The 16,265-nt window shown below is 46.5% G+C and carries 12 protein-coding genes and 1 riboswitch; of the genes, 1 reads left to right on the top strand and 11 read right to left on the bottom strand.

Going from position 1 to position 16,265, the window contains the following annotated elements; translation table 11 throughout:
- Window positions 1–57: 57 nt before the first annotated feature.
- Window positions 58–160: riboswitch (TPP riboswitch) on the bottom strand.
- A gap of 845 nt (window positions 161–1,005) precedes the next feature.
- A complete protein-coding gene (locus NSS95_RS02960) occupies window positions 1,006–2,493 on the bottom strand; it encodes an amidase (RefSeq protein ID WP_014096003.1) in 1,488 nt (495 codons plus the stop codon).
- A 123-nt stretch (window positions 2,494–2,616) separates the two neighbouring features.
- Between NSS95_RS02960 and NSS95_RS02955 the strand changes: the two genes are divergently transcribed.
- Window positions 2,617–3,093 carry a general stress protein gene (locus tag NSS95_RS02955; RefSeq protein ID WP_014096004.1) on the top strand — a complete coding sequence of 159 codons (477 nt, stop codon included), beginning with the start codon at window positions 2,617–2,619 and terminating at the stop codon, window positions 3,091–3,093.
- Window positions 3,094–3,255: 162 nt separating this feature from the next.
- Here the strand turns inward: NSS95_RS02955 and prpB are convergent, their stop codons facing one another.
- The 10 genes from prpB to NSS95_RS02905 form a co-directional block, all read right to left on the bottom strand.
- On the bottom strand, window positions 3,256–4,182 hold the full coding sequence (prpB, locus tag NSS95_RS02950) for a methylisocitrate lyase (RefSeq protein ID WP_014096005.1): 927 nt from the start codon (window positions 4,180–4,182) through the stop codon (window positions 3,256–3,258).
- Between the two features lie 15 nt (window positions 4,183–4,197).
- On the bottom strand, window positions 4,198–5,655 hold the full coding sequence (gene prpD, locus NSS95_RS02945) for a 2-methylcitrate dehydratase (RefSeq protein ID WP_061577635.1): 1,458 nt from the start codon (window positions 5,653–5,655) through the stop codon (window positions 4,198–4,200).
- A gap of 152 nt (window positions 5,656–5,807) precedes the next feature.
- The gene (gene mmgD, locus NSS95_RS02940; RefSeq protein ID WP_017551979.1) at window positions 5,808–6,929 is read right to left on the bottom strand and encodes a citrate synthase; all 1,122 of its coding nucleotides are present in this window, start codon (window positions 6,927–6,929) and stop codon (window positions 5,808–5,810) included.
- Window positions 6,930–7,207: 278 nt separating this feature from the next.
- Window positions 7,208–7,582, bottom strand: coding sequence for a DUF956 family protein (locus NSS95_RS02935; RefSeq protein ID WP_014096008.1), 375 nt, complete (start codon window positions 7,580–7,582; stop codon window positions 7,208–7,210).
- A gap of 302 nt (window positions 7,583–7,884) precedes the next feature.
- Complete coding sequence (locus tag NSS95_RS02930; RefSeq protein ID WP_014096009.1) at window positions 7,885–8,796, bottom strand: PTS system mannose/fructose/sorbose family transporter subunit IID; 912 nt, start codon at window positions 8,794–8,796, stop codon at window positions 7,885–7,887.
- A gap of 19 nt (window positions 8,797–8,815) precedes the next feature.
- A complete protein-coding gene (locus NSS95_RS02925) occupies window positions 8,816–9,625 on the bottom strand; it encodes a PTS mannose/fructose/sorbose transporter subunit IIC (RefSeq protein ID WP_014096010.1) in 810 nt (269 codons plus the stop codon).
- A 36-nt stretch (window positions 9,626–9,661) separates the two neighbouring features.
- Window positions 9,662–10,630, bottom strand: coding sequence for a mannose/fructose/sorbose PTS transporter subunit IIA (locus tag NSS95_RS02920; RefSeq protein WP_014096011.1), 969 nt, complete (start codon window positions 10,628–10,630; stop codon window positions 9,662–9,664).
- 72 nt (window positions 10,631–10,702) lie between these two features.
- Window positions 10,703–11,206: a PTS system mannose/fructose/N-acetylgalactosamine-transporter subunit IIB gene (locus tag NSS95_RS02915; RefSeq protein ID WP_061565697.1), complete on the bottom strand. Its 504-nt coding sequence runs from the start codon at window positions 11,204–11,206 to the stop codon at window positions 10,703–10,705.
- 335 nt (window positions 11,207–11,541) lie between these two features.
- Window positions 11,542–14,406, bottom strand: coding sequence for a sigma-54-dependent transcriptional regulator (locus tag NSS95_RS02910; protein WP_061565696.1), 2,865 nt, complete (start codon window positions 14,404–14,406; stop codon window positions 11,542–11,544).
- Between the two features lie 306 nt (window positions 14,407–14,712).
- Window positions 14,713–16,023 (bottom strand): transposase family protein, encoded by a 1,311-nt coding sequence (locus NSS95_RS02905; protein ID WP_014095824.1) that lies wholly within the window; start codon window positions 16,021–16,023, stop codon window positions 14,713–14,715.
- Window positions 16,024–16,265: the final 242 nt, after the last annotated feature.

Here is a 16,265-nt window from a genome sequence, read left to right as displayed (position 1 = left end):
TAAAAAAGCTTTCATTGCATGCGCAAGAAAGCCTGTCCATCCAAAACATGCCGAAACATGCTTCAATATGAGACTCCCTACGCTGGCATTATCCAGATCAGGTGAAGGGTCGATGCAAAGCGGCATCCTCTCAGCCAAACCGGCTCCCCTGCTTTTTTTCCTTGTAATTTTATTGTAACATGAAAGCCATCCTTTTTGGCAAAAAATTTTCAATAGGATGGTGCGGTGCGCAAGCCGGCCTTTGCCTGCCTTGGTAAAGATTGGGGCGTTAAGATAGCGGGGATTTTTGACGGCCTTCCTTAACATAGAACGCCTCTACGTTAAGATAGCATGTCTTTTTTTCGGACTTCCTTAACGTAGAACGCCTCTACGTTAAGATAGCATGTCTTTTTTTCGGGCTTCCTTAACATAGAGCGCCTCTATGTTAAGATAGCGGAACTTTTGGGCAGCCTTCCTTAACATAGGACGTCTCTACATTAAGAAAGCATGACTTTTGGGCGGGCTTCCTTAACATAGAACGCCTCTACGTTAAGATAGCGGGCATTTTTTTCGAGCTTCCTTAACGTAGAACGCCTCTACGTTAAGGAAGCGGGACTTTTGGACGACCTTCCTTAACATAGAGAGTTCTACGTTAAGATAGCGGAACTTTTTGCCGGCATTCCTCAACATAGAACGCCTCTACATTAAGAAAGCGGGCATTTTTTTCGAGCTTCCTTAACGTAGAACGCCTCTACGTTAAGGAAGCGGGACTTTTGGGCAGCCTTAACATAGGACGTCTCTACATTAAGAAAGCATGTCTTTTTGTCGAGCTTCCTTTCTATGTTAAGATAAATCCTGCTTTTTTCACCCTTCCTTAACATAGAACGCCCTACGTTAAGATAGCGGGGATTTTTGGTCTCCTTCCTTAACGTAGAGTGACTCTACGTTAAGGTAGCGAGGATTTTTCGCGGCCTTCCTTAACGTAGAGTTCCAACCCGTGCGTAAGTAACGCCGCTTATTCATGCTTTAAAGGCAAGGGTTTCCCTGCATGCCAACCCAAAGTTCCGACTGTTCGAGCGCATAAGCGACATCCAGCAGCCAATGTTCATTTCCTTTCGGCGCAACCAGCTGTACCCCTAAAGGAAGCCCGGCCGCTGTTACATGAACCGGCAGGCTGATCGCCGGCTGCCCGGTTAAATTGGCCAGCTGCGTAAACGGGGAAAACGTTAAGCTCGGTTCAAACATATCATAGACAAGTGCCTGCTGCTTTTCTTTCGGAAGTCCGGTAACGCCAAACAAGCGATCCCGCTCTTTCCCGGTTTGGGTAAGTTCCCCGATTTTCGGTGCCGGAAACGCGGTTGAAGGCGTGATATACAGGTCATAAGTCTCATGGAAAGCAGCCATTTGTGCTGCGGCTTTATCCCACTCCGCAAGGCTCTTTGCGTATTCCGCCGCCGTGACATTTTTCCCGGCAGCATACAAGACCCACGAAACCGGCTCCATATCTTTTTCCGTAAGCGGGCGTCTAAGTGCGCTTTCCAAATCCGAAAGTTCCGCCGCCATTTCCCCGCAGTTCATTAAATAATAGTTTTCCATCAGCCGCCTGCCGTCAACACCGTTTTTGGCTTCTTCCACAAGATGGCCCTCCTGCTCCAGCCATTTTGCCGTTTTATAGACAGCCTGTTTTGCATCGCGGCTGACAGGCGTCCCGACCGGCGATTCAACCGAAAACGCGATCCGGTATTTTTTCGTTCCACTCCGCTCTAGTTCCTTTACATATCCCGGAAAAAGCGGCGTTTGAAAAGCAGCGGCGGGCTCTACCGTTTGTAGCACATCGAGGAGCGCTGCACTGTCTCTGACTGTTTTTGCCAGCACAAAGTCAATAGCCGCCCCTTGCCATTGCCGTCCACGGCCCGGCCCGACCGGTGTCCTTCCCCTTGTCGGCTTTAATCCTGTTAAACTTGTAAAAGAAGCTGGGATGCGGATCGATCCGCCGCCGTCACTTGCACCGGCAACCGGTACCATCCCGGAAGCCACCGCAGCCGCGGAACCACCGCTTGATCCGCCGGGTGAAAAATGGGGATTCCACGGATTGCGCGCCGGACCATAAAGTTCAGGTTCCGTAATATTTTTTAATCCAAATTCCGGTACGTTTGTATGTCCGAGAATGATAAACCCCGCTTCCTTCAATTTTGCCGTAAAAAAAGCATCTTCTCTGGCACGGTTTTGCTGGAGCAGTTTTGATCCGGATGTGAGCAGCTCGCCCTTTACTGCCTGAGAAAGGTCTTTCAGCAAAATCGGCACGCCGGCAAATGGCTGCTCATCTGTACGGAGCGTGGCCGCTTCCTTTTTTGCTTTCTCAAACCGTGTCCGGATGACGGCATTTAAACGCCTGTTTGTTTTTTCAATCCGGGCCATTGCCGCCTCAAGCACTTCTTCCACACTTACTTCTTTTCGCTTTACGAGTCCGGCCAGCCCTGTTGCATCATACGATAGATATGCAGATTCTTCCATCTCTCTCCCTCCATTTAATTCTATATTGACTGAATTTTATGGAGATGTCAAAACCTATGAAACTCGTTTAACCCTTTTTCTACCGGGTAAAAATGCACTATCACCATTAGGAGGCAGATAGAGATGGCAAAAGAAGTAGTTGGTATTTACACAACGTTGCAGGAAACGATTGACGTAGTAGACCGGTTGACCGCACAAGGCTACAGCACTTCCAATATTTCTATTATTTCAAACGGGAATGATGGAACTTTATTGAAAAAGCAGACCGGCGCAAATGTGGACCACACCACCACTGTCCAGGATGAACAAAACAGCTCTGTCTGGGAGAAAATCAAAGGGTTCTTCAAGCCGGACTATTATGATGAAACGACAAGAAAACTGACCAATCTGGATCTCCCGCAGGACGAACTGGACCGCTATTCGACTGAAATTGATGCCGGACACTATCTTGTGCTCGTAGACAATGATGCTTCTGCCCTCAATGAAACGGCCGCTCCCAGAACAGCCGATCCTGCCACAGAAGTTTCCGGCCAAACAACGGCATCCGGGTTGAAAAACGAATTTGGCGAAAACTACTCAACGTCGCAAGAAAAAAGGTAGATGTTCGCGAAAAAGTGCTGGATGTCGAAAAAAACCCTTGCATTTAAAATTTTTGCCAAAGCTGTCAGTATCCATTTTGCTTATTGAGTAAGCCCCAAATAGGCCGGCCGCTAAGTTTAAAAGGGCAAACCCGCACGGAAAAGGCGGGTTTGCCCTTTTTCTTTACGTTGATGAGGAAGGATCAGGCGTAACAGGCAGAATCGTTTTAGCGATCGACTGGTCGAGCGCTTCAAATTCCTCTAAAGAAATCGTGCTGTAAAGCTCTTTTCTCGTCTGCATGTCGGAAAGGGCATTTTTTTGCGTGCCTTCGTTTTTGATTTTTTCAAACACCCTTTCATAAGCTTTTGCGGCAACGCGCAGCGAAGTAACCGGATAAATGACCATCGCGTATCCCATTTCCTGAAATTCTTCCGCCGTATAATACGGGGTTTTACCGAATTCGGTCATATTGGCAAGGAGCGGCGCTTTTATTTTTTTCGCAAACAGCCGGAATTCATCACGGGACTCGAGCGCTTCCGGAAAAATCGCATCCGCCCCCGCTTCCACATACGCCTCAGCTCGCGTCAAGGCGGAATCCAGCCCTTCGACGCCTCTTGCGTCCGTACGTGCGACAACTACGAGGTGCGGTGCCACACTTTTGAGCGCCCGGATTTTTTCGCGCATGTCGGATGTCTCCACAAGCTGTTTGCCGTTTAAATGCCCGCATTTTTTCGGAAGCTGCTGGTCTTCAATCTGAACAGCCGCAACCCCTGCTTCAACCATTTCGCGGGCGGTGCGGGCAACGTTCAGCACGCCGCCAAAGCCGGTGTCAATGTCAACAAGAACCGGTAAATCGGTGGCACGCACGAGATCGCGTGCACGTTCCGCCATTTCCGTCAATGTGATCATGCCAAGATCCGGAATCCCTTTGCTCGCGGTATAGGCAGCGCCTGATAAATAAAGCGCCTCAAACCCTGTGTTTTTTGCAATGAGTGCCGCCATTGCATCATGCGCGCCGGGGATTTGCAAAATGCCTGGCGCCTGTATGCGTTCCTTAAACCGTTTGGCAAGCGCCTCCTGTGAAGACGGGTGATTGACAATCCAAACCATGGTGCAACATCCTTTCTACAAGGTGAATAAATTGACGAATTCATGAACGGCCATTTTTTCAAGCGCTTCTCCCGCAAGGCAGGCTTCTTTGATCCTTTCCTGCTGCTTCGCGGAATAGTGGGTGGCGATATTATCCGAAAACTTGGTGATAATTTTCGGGATCGCTTCTTCCCTTCTGAAGCGGTGGCCAAGCGGATACTCGACTTCCACATTTTCAGTTGATGTGCCGTCTTCAAAAAAGACTTGTACGGCATTCGCGATGGAACGTTTATCCGGATCAAGGTAATCGATGCTGTATTGTTTGTTTTCAACAACTGCCATTTTTTCCCTCAATGCATCAATGCGCGGGTCAGCGGCGACTGCGTCTTCATAATCGTCCGCCGTAATATTGCCTTTGATCAGGCCGACAGCCGTCACATACTGGATGCAATGGTCGCGGTCAGCAGGGTTATAAAGCGGCCCTTTTTTGTCAATGATGCGGATGGCGGACTCATGCGTCGTAATTGTAATCCGGCTGATTTGATCCAGTTTCCCAGCTACAACCGGATGGAGTTTGACTGCGGCTTCTGCTGCCGTCTGTGCATGGAATTCTGCCGGATACGATACTTTAAATAAAACATTTTCCATCACATAGGAACCGAGCGGGCGGGCCAGTTTCAGTTCTTTCCCTTTGAACATCACGTCCTGGAATCCCCACCCGGGTGCGGAAAGCGGCGTTTGATAACCCATCTCCCCTTTCATCGCAATCAGCGCAAGCGCCACGCCCCTGCTGGTTGCATCGCCGGCCGCCCATGATTTGCGCGAACCGGTATTCGGCGCATGCCGGTATGTGCGCAACGGGCCGTTATCAATCCAGGCGTGGGAAACGGCGTTCATGATTTCGTTTTTCCCGCCGCCGAGCATTTTTGTCGCAACAGCAGCTGTAGCCACTTTGACAAATAAAACATGGTCAAGCCCGACGCGGTTCAAACTGTTTTCCAAAGCAAGCACACCTTGGATTTCATGGGCTTTGATCATGCCCTCGAGCACATCGCGCACTTTTAGCGGTGCTTTCCCGTTGGCAACGCGCGTCCGGCTCAAAAAATCCGCAACAGCAAGGATGCCGCCGAGGTTGTCGGAAGGGTGCCCCCACTCCGCCGCGAGCCACGTATCGTTATAATCGAGCCAGCGGATCATGCAGCCAATATTAAACGCCCCCGCAACCGGATCGAGCACATAGGAAGTGCCCGGCACATGCGTCCCGTTCGGCACGGTTGTACCCGGAACGATCGGACCGAGCATTTTTGCACACTCCGGAAAACGGAGGGCGAGAATGCCGCAGCCGAGCGTATCCAAAAGCCCGTAACGCGCAGTCTCAAAAGCTTCGGAACTCGTAATCTCTTTGTCTAGCACATAACGGGCAATTTCTTCTATCAGGGCATCCCGCTCCCCTGTTTTTTCATTTACAGCTGTTGTACCGGCCAATTTAAACATTCCCCTTTCCAAACTTCATCTGCAGTGCAACACCGGGTCCTTAAGACAGCGTTTTACCCCAGCTTTTTGTTCACTTTATCTCTTAATGGTCCCGCCTTTTTAAAACCTCATCTTGCGAATGCAAGCCATCCGGTCGCAGGCCTTTTTAAAACTTAATCTTGCGGATGCAAACCGCGCGGGCCTTTGTATTGGACGCGCGGACGGAACAGGCGGTTGTTTTCATGCTGCTCCATCACATGTGCGCACAGCCCGACCGTTCTTGAACTGAAAAAGATCGGCGTATAAAGCGGAATCGGAATGCCGAGCATCCAATAAACCGGGGCTGCATAATAATCGAGGTTCGGATAGAGCCCTTTTTCCTGCGCCATGATTTTTTCCCCGGCTTCGCACATTTCAAGCAGCGAATGATCCCCTTTTTCCGCACAAAGTTCTTTCAGCGCTTCTTTCATCATCAAGGCGCGCGGGTCCATCTTTTTCATGTAGACGCGGTGGCCGAACCCCATTACTTTTTCTTTGTTTTTCAGTTTCGTATAAAGCATTTCTTCAAATTTTTCCACCGTGCCGGCTTCTTTCAGCATCTCCATCACCGCTTCATTGGCGCCCCCGTGCAGATGGCCCTTGAGCGATGCCACTGCGCCTGTTAACGCCCCGTATAAATCGGACAAGGTGGACGCAATGACCCTTGCCGTAAAAGTCGAATTCGGCAGTTCATGTTCGCTGTACAGGACAAGGGAACGGTCGAAAATCTTTTCTTCCTTTTCCGAAGGGACTTTCCCGGTGATCATGTACAGGAAATTGGCGCTGTACGACAAATCCTGCCGCGGTTCAACCGGGTCCTCGCCATTTAAAAGATGGTAGCTGTTTGCAACAATGTTCGGCACATTCCCGAGCAAATGGTATGCACGGTTTAAATTGGCTTTACGGGAGCGGTCCAGCAGGTTTTCATCATACCCCGCCAGCGCTGAAACCCCTGTACGGAGCGCATCCATCGGGTGGGTGGATGCCGGCAATAGCTTCAAAATGTCCAGCACGGCGTCTGGAATCCGGTAGTTTTTCTTTAAACTTTCTTCCAACGCTTTTTTCTCGGCATCATTCGGGAGCGTGCCTTCAAGAAGCAAATGCACGATGTCCAGATAGCTTTTCGTTTTCGACAACTCAATCAAGTCATACCCCTTTAAAACGATCTCGCCTTGGGCCGTGTCAAGAAAAGAAAGCTCCGTTTCAACAGCGACAACCCCTTCAAGCCCCGGCACAAACTGTGTCGTATTTCCCATCTCCATCCATCCTCCGTTTCTGTATTTTGCCAAAACTGTAAGCACTTACAGTTTTATGTAAAACAAAGTTGCCAATACCCCTGATGCTTTCATAAAAAAACATATCATAATATTTACAAAATGACAACGCCCACAGGCTTTGGACGACGATTCAGAACGGTCCTGTGATCCGGCTTTTCAAACAGCCCGGCTTCAGGGAAACTTTCCGTGCTCTTCCTGCCATTTCCCCGGAACAGCCAACAAAAAAAGACAAGTTTAACCTGCCTTGTCTTTTAAAACTATTGCTTTTTCGGTTTTCTCTTAAAACTGCGCTTCACAACATCGAAGAAACTCAGTGACTGAACCATCCGATTCGGATCCACATATTGGCGGACCGCCCGCAACACCCTTTTCGGATCTTTGGAAGAAAAGGTGTATGTCCCGTTTTTCTTCGTTTTGATCGCATAACGCGGGATCCATTTTCCTTTAAACATGACGGAAGCGATCACGTAATCGACTTCTTCCCAAGGAATTTGAATGTATTTGCGCACATCGCGCTCATTGAAAAATTCAAATCCTTTATCGCCGATCATGATTTTGCCGTAATCTGTCAATCCCATATGCGCGGCTGCCTTTATCACCAAATCCACTTTTGTATTGATTGATTGGACCATTTGATCCACCCCGTTCTTTTCTTTTTGTGGTTTCAAAAATTCATATCTATACAGCTTATCTTGATTTCCGGATCTTCGCTTCTAAAAAGGGTCCTGGTTGACCGGTGAAACGGCTGTACATCGCAATTCTTCCCGCAACCGTATTTGTAAATCCGGGGCAAATCTTCCCCGGCTGGCCTCTCCCTTATTATACGAAGTTTTACCGCCTGAAGCAAAACATACTCAGAACCCGTATACAACCCAGGGGCTGGCGGTTTTTTTGAAAAAAGCCCAGGCCAGAAAGCCCGGGCATTTGCCTTTTCTTACATTAAGTGAATTAAATGGAATACGATACCAACAACAAACAATCCAAGAATCATAACGATCGGAGACACTTTCTTTTTCAAAAGCCACATGCAGAACAGCGTCAAAAGCAATGCGGCAAGGCCCGGAATTAAGCTGTCCAGGTTGTTTTGCAATGTCGTGACTTTGACCGGTTCCAATGAGAGGCCGGCAGCTTGCTGTTCAAGCGCCGTTTTAATCCCCTGTGCTCCGGCAGGCAAATGATTCCAGTCAATATAAGCGCCTTTAGAAAGTTTTACTTGTGATACAACTGGTGTAAACTTAATCGATACCCATCTGTTAACCAGCGCGCCAAGGATAAACATCCCAAGGATCGATGCGCCTTTTGTAATATCCTGAAGAATGCCGCCCGATAAGTCCTCCGTAATTCTTGAACCAGCTCTGTAGCCGAATTCTTGTGTATACCACAGGAATCCCATCCGGATGAGGTTCCATGCAACGAAGAAAATAATTGGCCCGAGAATGTTGCCGTTCAATGCCAGAGAAGCACCTAACGCACCAAGGATTGGCCTGACCGTGAACCAGAATACCGGATCCCCGATCCCTGCCAAAGGCCCCATCATCCCGACTTTCACACCTTGAATGGCTGTGTCGTCAACGGGAGCGCCGTTTGCACGTTCTTCTTCAAGCGCTAAAGTTACACCAACAATCGGTGCAGCGACATAAGGGTGAGTGTTAAAAAATTCCAAGTGGCGCTGCAGGGCAGCAGAACGGTCTTCTTTCGTTTTATATAATTTTTTGATGGCCGGAATCATGGTATATGCCCAGCCGCCGTTTTGCATCCGTTCATAGTTCCAGGAACCTTGAAGGAAAGTTGAACGCCACCATACAGAAATACGATCTTTTCTAGATAATTTTAGTTCTTGTGCCATTTTTCTGTCCGCCTCCTTCTTAGTAATTGTCAATAATATCGCCTAACGGATCGCCGGTGTTTGCATTTCCGCCGCCTTTACCGGAGCCGCCTTGTTTGGAGAGCGCCAAATAAATCAGTGCAAGTGACACACCGATACCGCCAAGGCCGATAAGGGTAATTTGCGAAACAGTTGCCAAAACGAACCCAATGGCGAAGAACGGCCATACTTCTCTTGTCGCCATCATATTAATGACCATTGCATAACCAACAGCAACGACCATTCCCCCGCCGATTGCAAGGCCGTCTGTCAACCAGGTCGGCATGGCGGATAACAAGTCACGCACCGGTCCTGCACCAATGGCTAAAACCAGGACTGCCGGAATCGCAATACGCAGCCCTTGCAGGCAAATCGCAACAATATGCCAAAACTCAACTGTTCTGATGTTTCCTTCCCGCGCTGCGGCATCCATTAAGTGGACAATCCCTGTTGCAATGGTACGAACGATGATCGTCAATAAGAGGCCGGCAACCGCAAGCGGAACGGCAATCGCGATTGCAGAAGATACACCGGCTTTGCCTGCGCCGCTTAAAACTAAGATAATGGCAGATGCAACGGATGCAAGCGCAGCATCCGGCGCTACGGCAGCCCCGATGTTTGCCCAGCCTAAAGCGATCATTTGCAGGGTACCGCCTAAGATAATACATGGCACCAAGTTACCTGTAACGAGGCCAATTAACGTACAAGCAACGAGTGGCTGATGGAACTGGAATTGGTCCAAAATCCCTTCCATACCAGCTAAAAATGCTACGATAAAGACTAGTATCATTTGGACAATATTTAAATCCATAACGAGTCGTCCTCCCTTTTCTCCTGATGGGCAGGATTATTTTTGTTTGTTCAGCTCTTCCTGAGCCCTTTTGAGAATTTCGTCCATGTCGCCTTTTGCATCGCCCGGAACTTTGCGCACATCAAACTTTAGCCCCAGTTCTTTCATTTTTTTGAAAGCATCAATATCATTCTGGCTAAATGCCAGCACCTTGTTTGGCTGAACTTTGCCCGGCGAGTGTGCCATGGAACCGACGTTGATTGTTTTCAATGGAACGCCGCCCTCGACTGCACGGAGCACATCCTGCGGGTTTTCAAAAAGAAGCAGGGCGCGCTGGCCACCGAAATGCTGGTCATCTTTCGCAAGTTCAATCATTTTACGGATAGGAACAACGTGTGCCTTTACACCAGGGGGCGCAGCCTGTTGAATCAGTTTCTTCCGAAGTTCGTCCTTCGCTACCGCATCCGATACAACGATGATACGTGTAGGCCGTGTCGTTTTTGTCCAAGATGTTGCGACTTGTCCGTGGAGCAGGCGAGAGTCGATCCGTGCCAGCACGTATTCAAACTTGCCAGGAGCCCCTGCCGTTAACGGTTTTCCGGCAGGCTTGGAAGGTGCGGCCGGCTGTAATGCTTCAGGCCTTACTTTCACGCCTTCTTTCGCTGCGCCTAAAATATGCGCGGCAATGTCCTGGGCTTTGTTCATCGTGGCGCGTGCTGCAAATGCTTCAATGAGCATTGGCAAGTTCATGCCTGAGACGATGGCCCACTTGTCTTTGTGTTCTTCAAACAAGCTGTTGGCCTGGTTGAAAGGTGTTCCGCCCCAAAGATCGACTAAGAAGAGGACTTCATCCTGGTTGTCGAAAGAGGCGACTGCTTCTTTCATTTTTGCCTTTACGTTATCAGGGCCTTCGCTCGGCATCAATGTAACAGCTTTTACATTTTCCTGCTTTCCGAAGATCATCTCTCCGGATTGCAAGACACCATTGGCGAAATCGCCGTGACTGGCAATGATAATTCCTACCATCTTCTTACCTCCCTAATCGTATTGTTACAGTATCAATCTTATAAATAAGTTCTAAAGAACCTGTAACTAAATTCATGGATGTAGCCGTTTTTCCTTTTTGATCAGCTGCATCAAATCGATTTTCCGGTCGGCGGGCACTTGGCGGATTTCCAATTCGATGCCGCGTGCAGCCAGCTTCGCAAAGGCCTGGATATCATCCTCATTGACTGAAATAAAATTGGTGATCATCTTCTTGCCTTCCGTAAAACGCATGCCGCCGATATTGACCGATTTCAAACCAACCCCTGCCTGGACAACTTCCAGTACATCCTGCGGCGAAACAAACAGCAGCATCACTTTCATTTCGTCAAACAGCCGGTTTTGGTAAAGTTCAAACAGTTTTTGCTTCGTAATGACATGTGATTTGATGCTCGGTGGTGTCGCTTGCTTCAATAAAAGCTTTCGCAGCTCGTCATTGGCGGCTTCATCATTGGCCACTAAAATCCGGTCAATCCCCACTGCCCTCGACCAAACCGTGGCAACCTGGCCATGAATCAAACGATCATCAATGCGCGCAAGCCGTATATCCAATGCCATCCGACCACCTCCTGCTAATCAATCGTAAAAAACTTGCCTTTCCGCCTATTATAATGCAAGATGTGTGCCAACTTTTGAGTATCAAAAAACAACCGTTGTCAAATAAGCGTTTTCAGAAATCCTTTTATGCTTATGATACACAAACCGTTTGTTTAATACACATTGAAAAAGGGTTTTATTTTCCATTTCGCTACTGTATTAAAAAGTTCTGCAATACCTGTATCATTTTGATACTTTTGACCTGCATGTGCATTCCGTATCAGGGATATCTCTCCGTCTTTTTCCCCGGCATAAAAAAAGCCTGCAAATAGTGAGAATCTATTTGCAGGTAAAAATTACCGCACGGCTGCAGTTTGCTCGGCAGATAAATGGTCGATCATGTCGGCAATATAATAAAGTTCATCGTCCGACAGCTTCAATTTCAGCTGGTCTTCAAAAATTTGCGCCGCCTTTTTATATTTTTTGATTTTAGCAGTTTTTTCCGGCGTGATGTCATTTTTGTAAATGAGGCCAGAATGGGTGACCATTCTTTCGAGCGCACAACCGATATGAATATTCATATTGATTTTCGATGCGTTGTTAAACGGCCTTTCCGCTATTTTTTCAAGGACAGTGACAAACGCCGTAATCGCTGTGATCACTTTCTTTGGATTTAAAAAGGTTAAAAATTCATTCAGGCTTTCTTCCGTCATTTCCCGCACCATTGCCGGAGACCTTGGCGGTTGTTTCAGCAACTGGTGGTTTTGAATGAGATGGGTGACCTGCGTTTCCCCGTCGCCCATAAACAAAGATTCAAGCGGAACAAACGGTGCCTGGACTTTCGGATCGGCAATCCCGACAGCGAGCAAAATGTCATATTTCTGCATCAGCATTTCTTTCTTTTCTTCTACTTCGTTGATTGGCAGCGGGATAACGGCAATATTGGTTTTGCCGATGTTTTTGAGCAGTCTTGTAATCAGCTGCTTTAATTTTTCCGCCGTCCCTTCCCCTGTTGAACAGACGGAAAGAATGGCCTGCGGTTTCACGGGCTTCCCTGTTTCCCGCGGTTTGCTTTCCATCTGGTAAGATCCGTAGCCGCGGAATTCCTTTAATGACTCATAAATATCGTCGAGATCCATTTCCATAATCGTCGCTTTGCGGATCGCTTCAATGACGAGCGCCGTTGTCACCATATCGATGGTCCGCGTTTTGATGCCCGTTTCCTGTGTAATCACATCGCCAAACCCGGTCAGCGAGCCCATATCGACAAGCAGCAGGACGCCTTTTCCCATATCAATTTCTTTTACCCGCCTCTTCATTTCCTCCAAAACATATTTCGGGTCCATATCAAGCGGCATATCAATGCAGTCCACATTCGATTCACCGAGGAGGCTTTTCACAACACTTACCATGCTGCTTGCGGTGCTGAACCCGTGCGCGGCAACGAGGATCGCCACCTGCTCGGCCTTTTGTTCGTCTATAAGAGATGTGAGCAAAATCGTTAAGTACATGGCTTCTTTTACCGGTACATGCACGCGGTATTTTTCCCCGATCATTTTGCAAATATCAAGTGACAGCTGATACTCCTGCGGTCGGTCATTGATGACATTTTCGATATTCGTATAATTGGCCACCTGCTGGTTTTTTACCCGCTTCAGGAAGGAAGTCAAGTGCAGGCTGAACGCCAGCAAAAAACGTTCATTTACTTTGCACTTCAGCCGTTTTTCCACAATATCCTGCACTTCTTCGCTGAAATTAAGGATATCTTCGCTGACAATTTTTAAGATTTTCTCACGGTTCAGCGCATAGCTTGAAAACTTGTTGTAAAACTTGTTTAAATGGATATCGATGTCCAATTTCAGAAACCGGTTAATGTCTTCATCCGACACGTCCTGTTCCATCATAAAACTGACTTTGTCCTCGATGATGTTGTACAGGTTAAAATCCGGTTCGTACGGGTCTTCTTCAAAGAGCGCCTTGTTTTCCCCTTCCGGATAAACCGTTAAATAGGAATCAATTAAATCGGAAAGCTCCTGGATTTCCTGGCGTTTTCTACTAAAATAGAAGAAACCGTTTTTCAGTTCGGATGGCAGATCTTTAAAGTGGATGGTAATGACATCATCGTGCAGGCAGTGCAGAAAACCGTTGGCGCAGACAAGCTGGATGTTGGATTTCAACTGCCCGACGTTACCGTATGACGTATTGCCAATTAACGCCTTCATCGATTCCGCATCAATTTTAATCGGTTTTTGGACGCGGTTTGCTTCAATGGCAAGCAGGAATTTCAGAATCTCAATCTTGTCAATTGCCGGCCGTTCTTCAAAAGACGGAATCCGGATCAGGATCGGAATACGGCGGACAAACGTTTTCAACAAGGAAGATTCCGGGTCTTCCGTTGTCGCCCCGACGATCAGGACATTGGCGTTGCGATTCCGTTCGGTTTCCCCAAGCTTTGCATACGTCCCCGTATCCATAAAGTAAAAGAGCATTTCCTGTCCTTCAGGCGGGAGCCGGTGGATTTCATCGAGAAACAGCATGCCGCCGTCCGCTTTGGAAACAAGGCCGTCTTTTTCGCTGTCCGCACCCGTAAAGGCGCCTTTAATATGACCGAAAATGTGGGAAATGAGGAGCTGCGGGTTATTCGCATAATCCGCGCAGTTAAAGACAATAAATTGGGCGTCTTCGTCCATAAACGGGGCTGCCAGTTTTGCATAATTGAACATCAAATTGGCAAACAGCGTTTTCCCGACACCAGTCTGGCCGACAATGAGCGTATGAAGGCCGTGCGGGGGATAGAGGACGGCCGCCTTTGCCTGTTCGACCTGCACTTTCAGGCTTGTTTTCGAACCGATCAGGTCATCAAAGGGATTCGTTTCCCAGGCGGTATCATGATTTGCGGACGGACCGTTGCCCGGATCCGGGGATTGCCCGCCCGTCACTTCAAGTATATTTTCATATTCATATTGATCTTCCGGCAATTTCGTTCCGAGAAGGTCTTCCATGATTTGTTTGACCAAGTAATGAACCGGGCGGCCTTTTATTTTGATAATCCGTTTCTGCCGCAACAGCTTGTTCAGCTCGGCACTGACATTGTTTCTTAAAATGCCAAGGTCTTTTGCGATATCCGAAGCTGTAAATCCTTCTATACGGATCCATTCATCAAGCGTTTTGCCTTGCGACTGTTCAACAAGATACGCGTAAATGCGGTCAATCCTTTTCAAAATGCCACCCCATTTCTAAGTATAAACTGTATCTTAATAGTATCACGAATGTATCATCCATCATAGCAGGAATATATTGCGAACAAGTGTCAAGTTTTTGCCAAAAGGAGCAGCTCTGAAGAGTAAATTCATCAATTTTTAGATGTTTTATGATAAAATGACTTATCCACATTTAGAAAATTTTTCCATCTATTTTTTCTGCTTTCAAAGTCAAAAAGAGCCGAATTTGCAAATTTCTTTTTTAAAATTGTGGATAACTTCAAAAAAACCTTTTTTTACATCACATCCTTTGCTATAATATAACCATTAAGTAAACCTTACTTGTATTGGCTTACTTAAATGGGTGAAATCCTCGTCTGTTAAAATGCGTGTCCGAAACGATTCCAACAGATTTGAGGATTTTTCTTTTGCCGTTTTTTTGAGTGCTTTTAAGATTGACGAACCTTTTTCAAACAGCTGTCTAATAATATCTGTTATTTGAACTAATAAATAATGATTTTTCATGGCTGTGTAGTTTTGGCTATTGGCATGTTCTATATTGTAACGATTATTTTTTTGTTCGTTAAATCCTTGATTTTCAATCTTCCAGCGGCTTCTTCCTGCAGCGATGAGTCGTTCCACGTTCTTTTTCGTGATTTTAATATCCGTTATAAATACATACTCTTTCGATTTCCCATCCTCTGTTTTCATTGTGGCCTCCATCAGATTGACCGTTCTGTCTTTGTAGGCAATATCATTCACCCAAACTAATGAATTCTGATCCTTACTTTGTTCCAGCTCTTTTATTGCCTTAAACTCCGTCGAGATACTTTTAATTCTCCCTTCCTTAAATCTGCATATATATTTCCATTTGTGCGCCCTGCACAGATTAAATACCGTTTCACATGCATAGAGACTATCTCCCAAGATACAAATCGGTAGTCTTTTAAATATTTTTTTTATTTTCTTTGCCAGCCTGTCGAAGGCTTTTAATTCACAATCTTGCTTAGAAACATTTTCTGATTCATTTTCGATAAATTCGGAGGCAATACTGAAGACCATATCCCCCACGACAAGCTTGGCTTCAAGTACATGGTGCATATAAAGTACGTTCGTTTCTCCTGTTTCTTTATTTGTATATGCCCGTCTCAGGCAGTGTTTACAATGTTTCTCATGAAAGGTGTGTAATCCAGTTCCATCAATGATGACACCCCAGTACTTTCCTTCAATTCGATAAGACTCGAGAGACCTTTTTTTCAATAATTCTTTAATCATATACGTTCTAATTTTTTCTAATTCATTTACATCTAAGCCAGATAAAAAGTCGTTAATTGTATCATAATGTGGAAGTTCTTCAAGAGAATCTAAGCCTAACACCTTCCCTACATTTTTAATACATTCTTCTTTATTAAAACGCTCACTCATGTTTCTCATGGATTTTAGGCCGGTCATATTTTTCAACATCATCGTAAATAAAAGGACCTCTGGACCATAAGTGATATAGCTTTGATGTCGGTGGTCTGCTACCTTTTTTAGGTTATTCATCAGGTCTTTGAAAAAATGCTTCTGAATTTTAAGGAACTCGAAAAAATAATTTGCTTCTTTTTCACGATTTCTTTTTTCTTTTCTAGTAACCAAAATAAAAACCCCCTCAAAACAGCCAAGTTTAATTAGGGCTTGCTGAACGAATCAAATTTTAGCTTGTATTCGACTTGTCACTAAGCCATGCCAAAATATTCGTCCAGCAAGCTCTAATTATTTAAATTATTACATATTTGGCCGTATTTTTGGGGGGGATACTTAAATTATCACGAAAAATTTTTACTCCTCAGAGCTGCAAAAGGAGCTTATCTTTAATACACTTTTAGAACCCACGCTGC

Origin of the sequence: Weizmannia sp. FSL K6-3076 (assembly GCF_038007245.1) — a bacterium.
Classification (GTDB): domain Bacteria; phylum Bacillota; class Bacilli; order Bacillales; family Bacillaceae_C; genus Weizmannia; species Weizmannia faecalis.
Note: the sequence above shows the minus strand (reverse complement) of the source record. Positions and strands in the feature narration are given on the sequence as shown.

Bases quoted from the DNA above. Each gene is read 5' to 3' on its own strand.
- NSS95_RS02935 (WP_014096008.1), bottom strand. From the start codon at position 7,582: ATGGTCCAATCAATCAATACAAAAGTGGATTTGGTGATAAAGGCAGCC.
- prpB (WP_014096005.1), bottom strand. From the start codon at position 4,182: ATGGTTTGGATTGTCAATCACCCGTCTTCACAGGAGGCGCTTGCCAAA.
- NSS95_RS02930 (WP_014096009.1), bottom strand. From the start codon at position 8,796: ATGGCACAAGAACTAAAATTATCTAGAAAAGATCGTATTTCTGTATGG.
- mmgD (WP_017551979.1), bottom strand. From the start codon at position 6,929: ATGGGAAATACGACACAGTTTGTGCCGGGGCTTGAAGGGGTTGTCGCT.
- NSS95_RS02955 (WP_014096004.1), top strand. From the start codon at position 2,617: ATGGCAAAAGAAGTAGTTGGTATTTACACAACGTTGCAGGAAACGATT.
- prpD (WP_061577635.1), bottom strand. From the start codon at position 5,655: ATGTTTAAATTGGCCGGTACAACAGCTGTAAATGAAAAAACAGGGGAG.
- NSS95_RS02925 (WP_014096010.1), bottom strand. From the start codon at position 9,625: ATGGATTTAAATATTGTCCAAATGATACTAGTCTTTATCGTAGCATTT.
- NSS95_RS02960 (WP_014096003.1), bottom strand. From the start codon at position 2,493: ATGGAAGAATCTGCATATCTATCGTATGATGCAACAGGGCTGGCCGGA.
- NSS95_RS02915 (WP_061565697.1), bottom strand. From the start codon at position 11,206: ATGGCATTGGATATACGGCTTGCGCGCATTGATGATCGTTTGATTCAT.
- NSS95_RS02920 (WP_014096011.1), bottom strand. From the start codon at position 10,630: ATGGTAGGAATTATCATTGCCAGTCACGGCGATTTCGCCAATGGTGTC.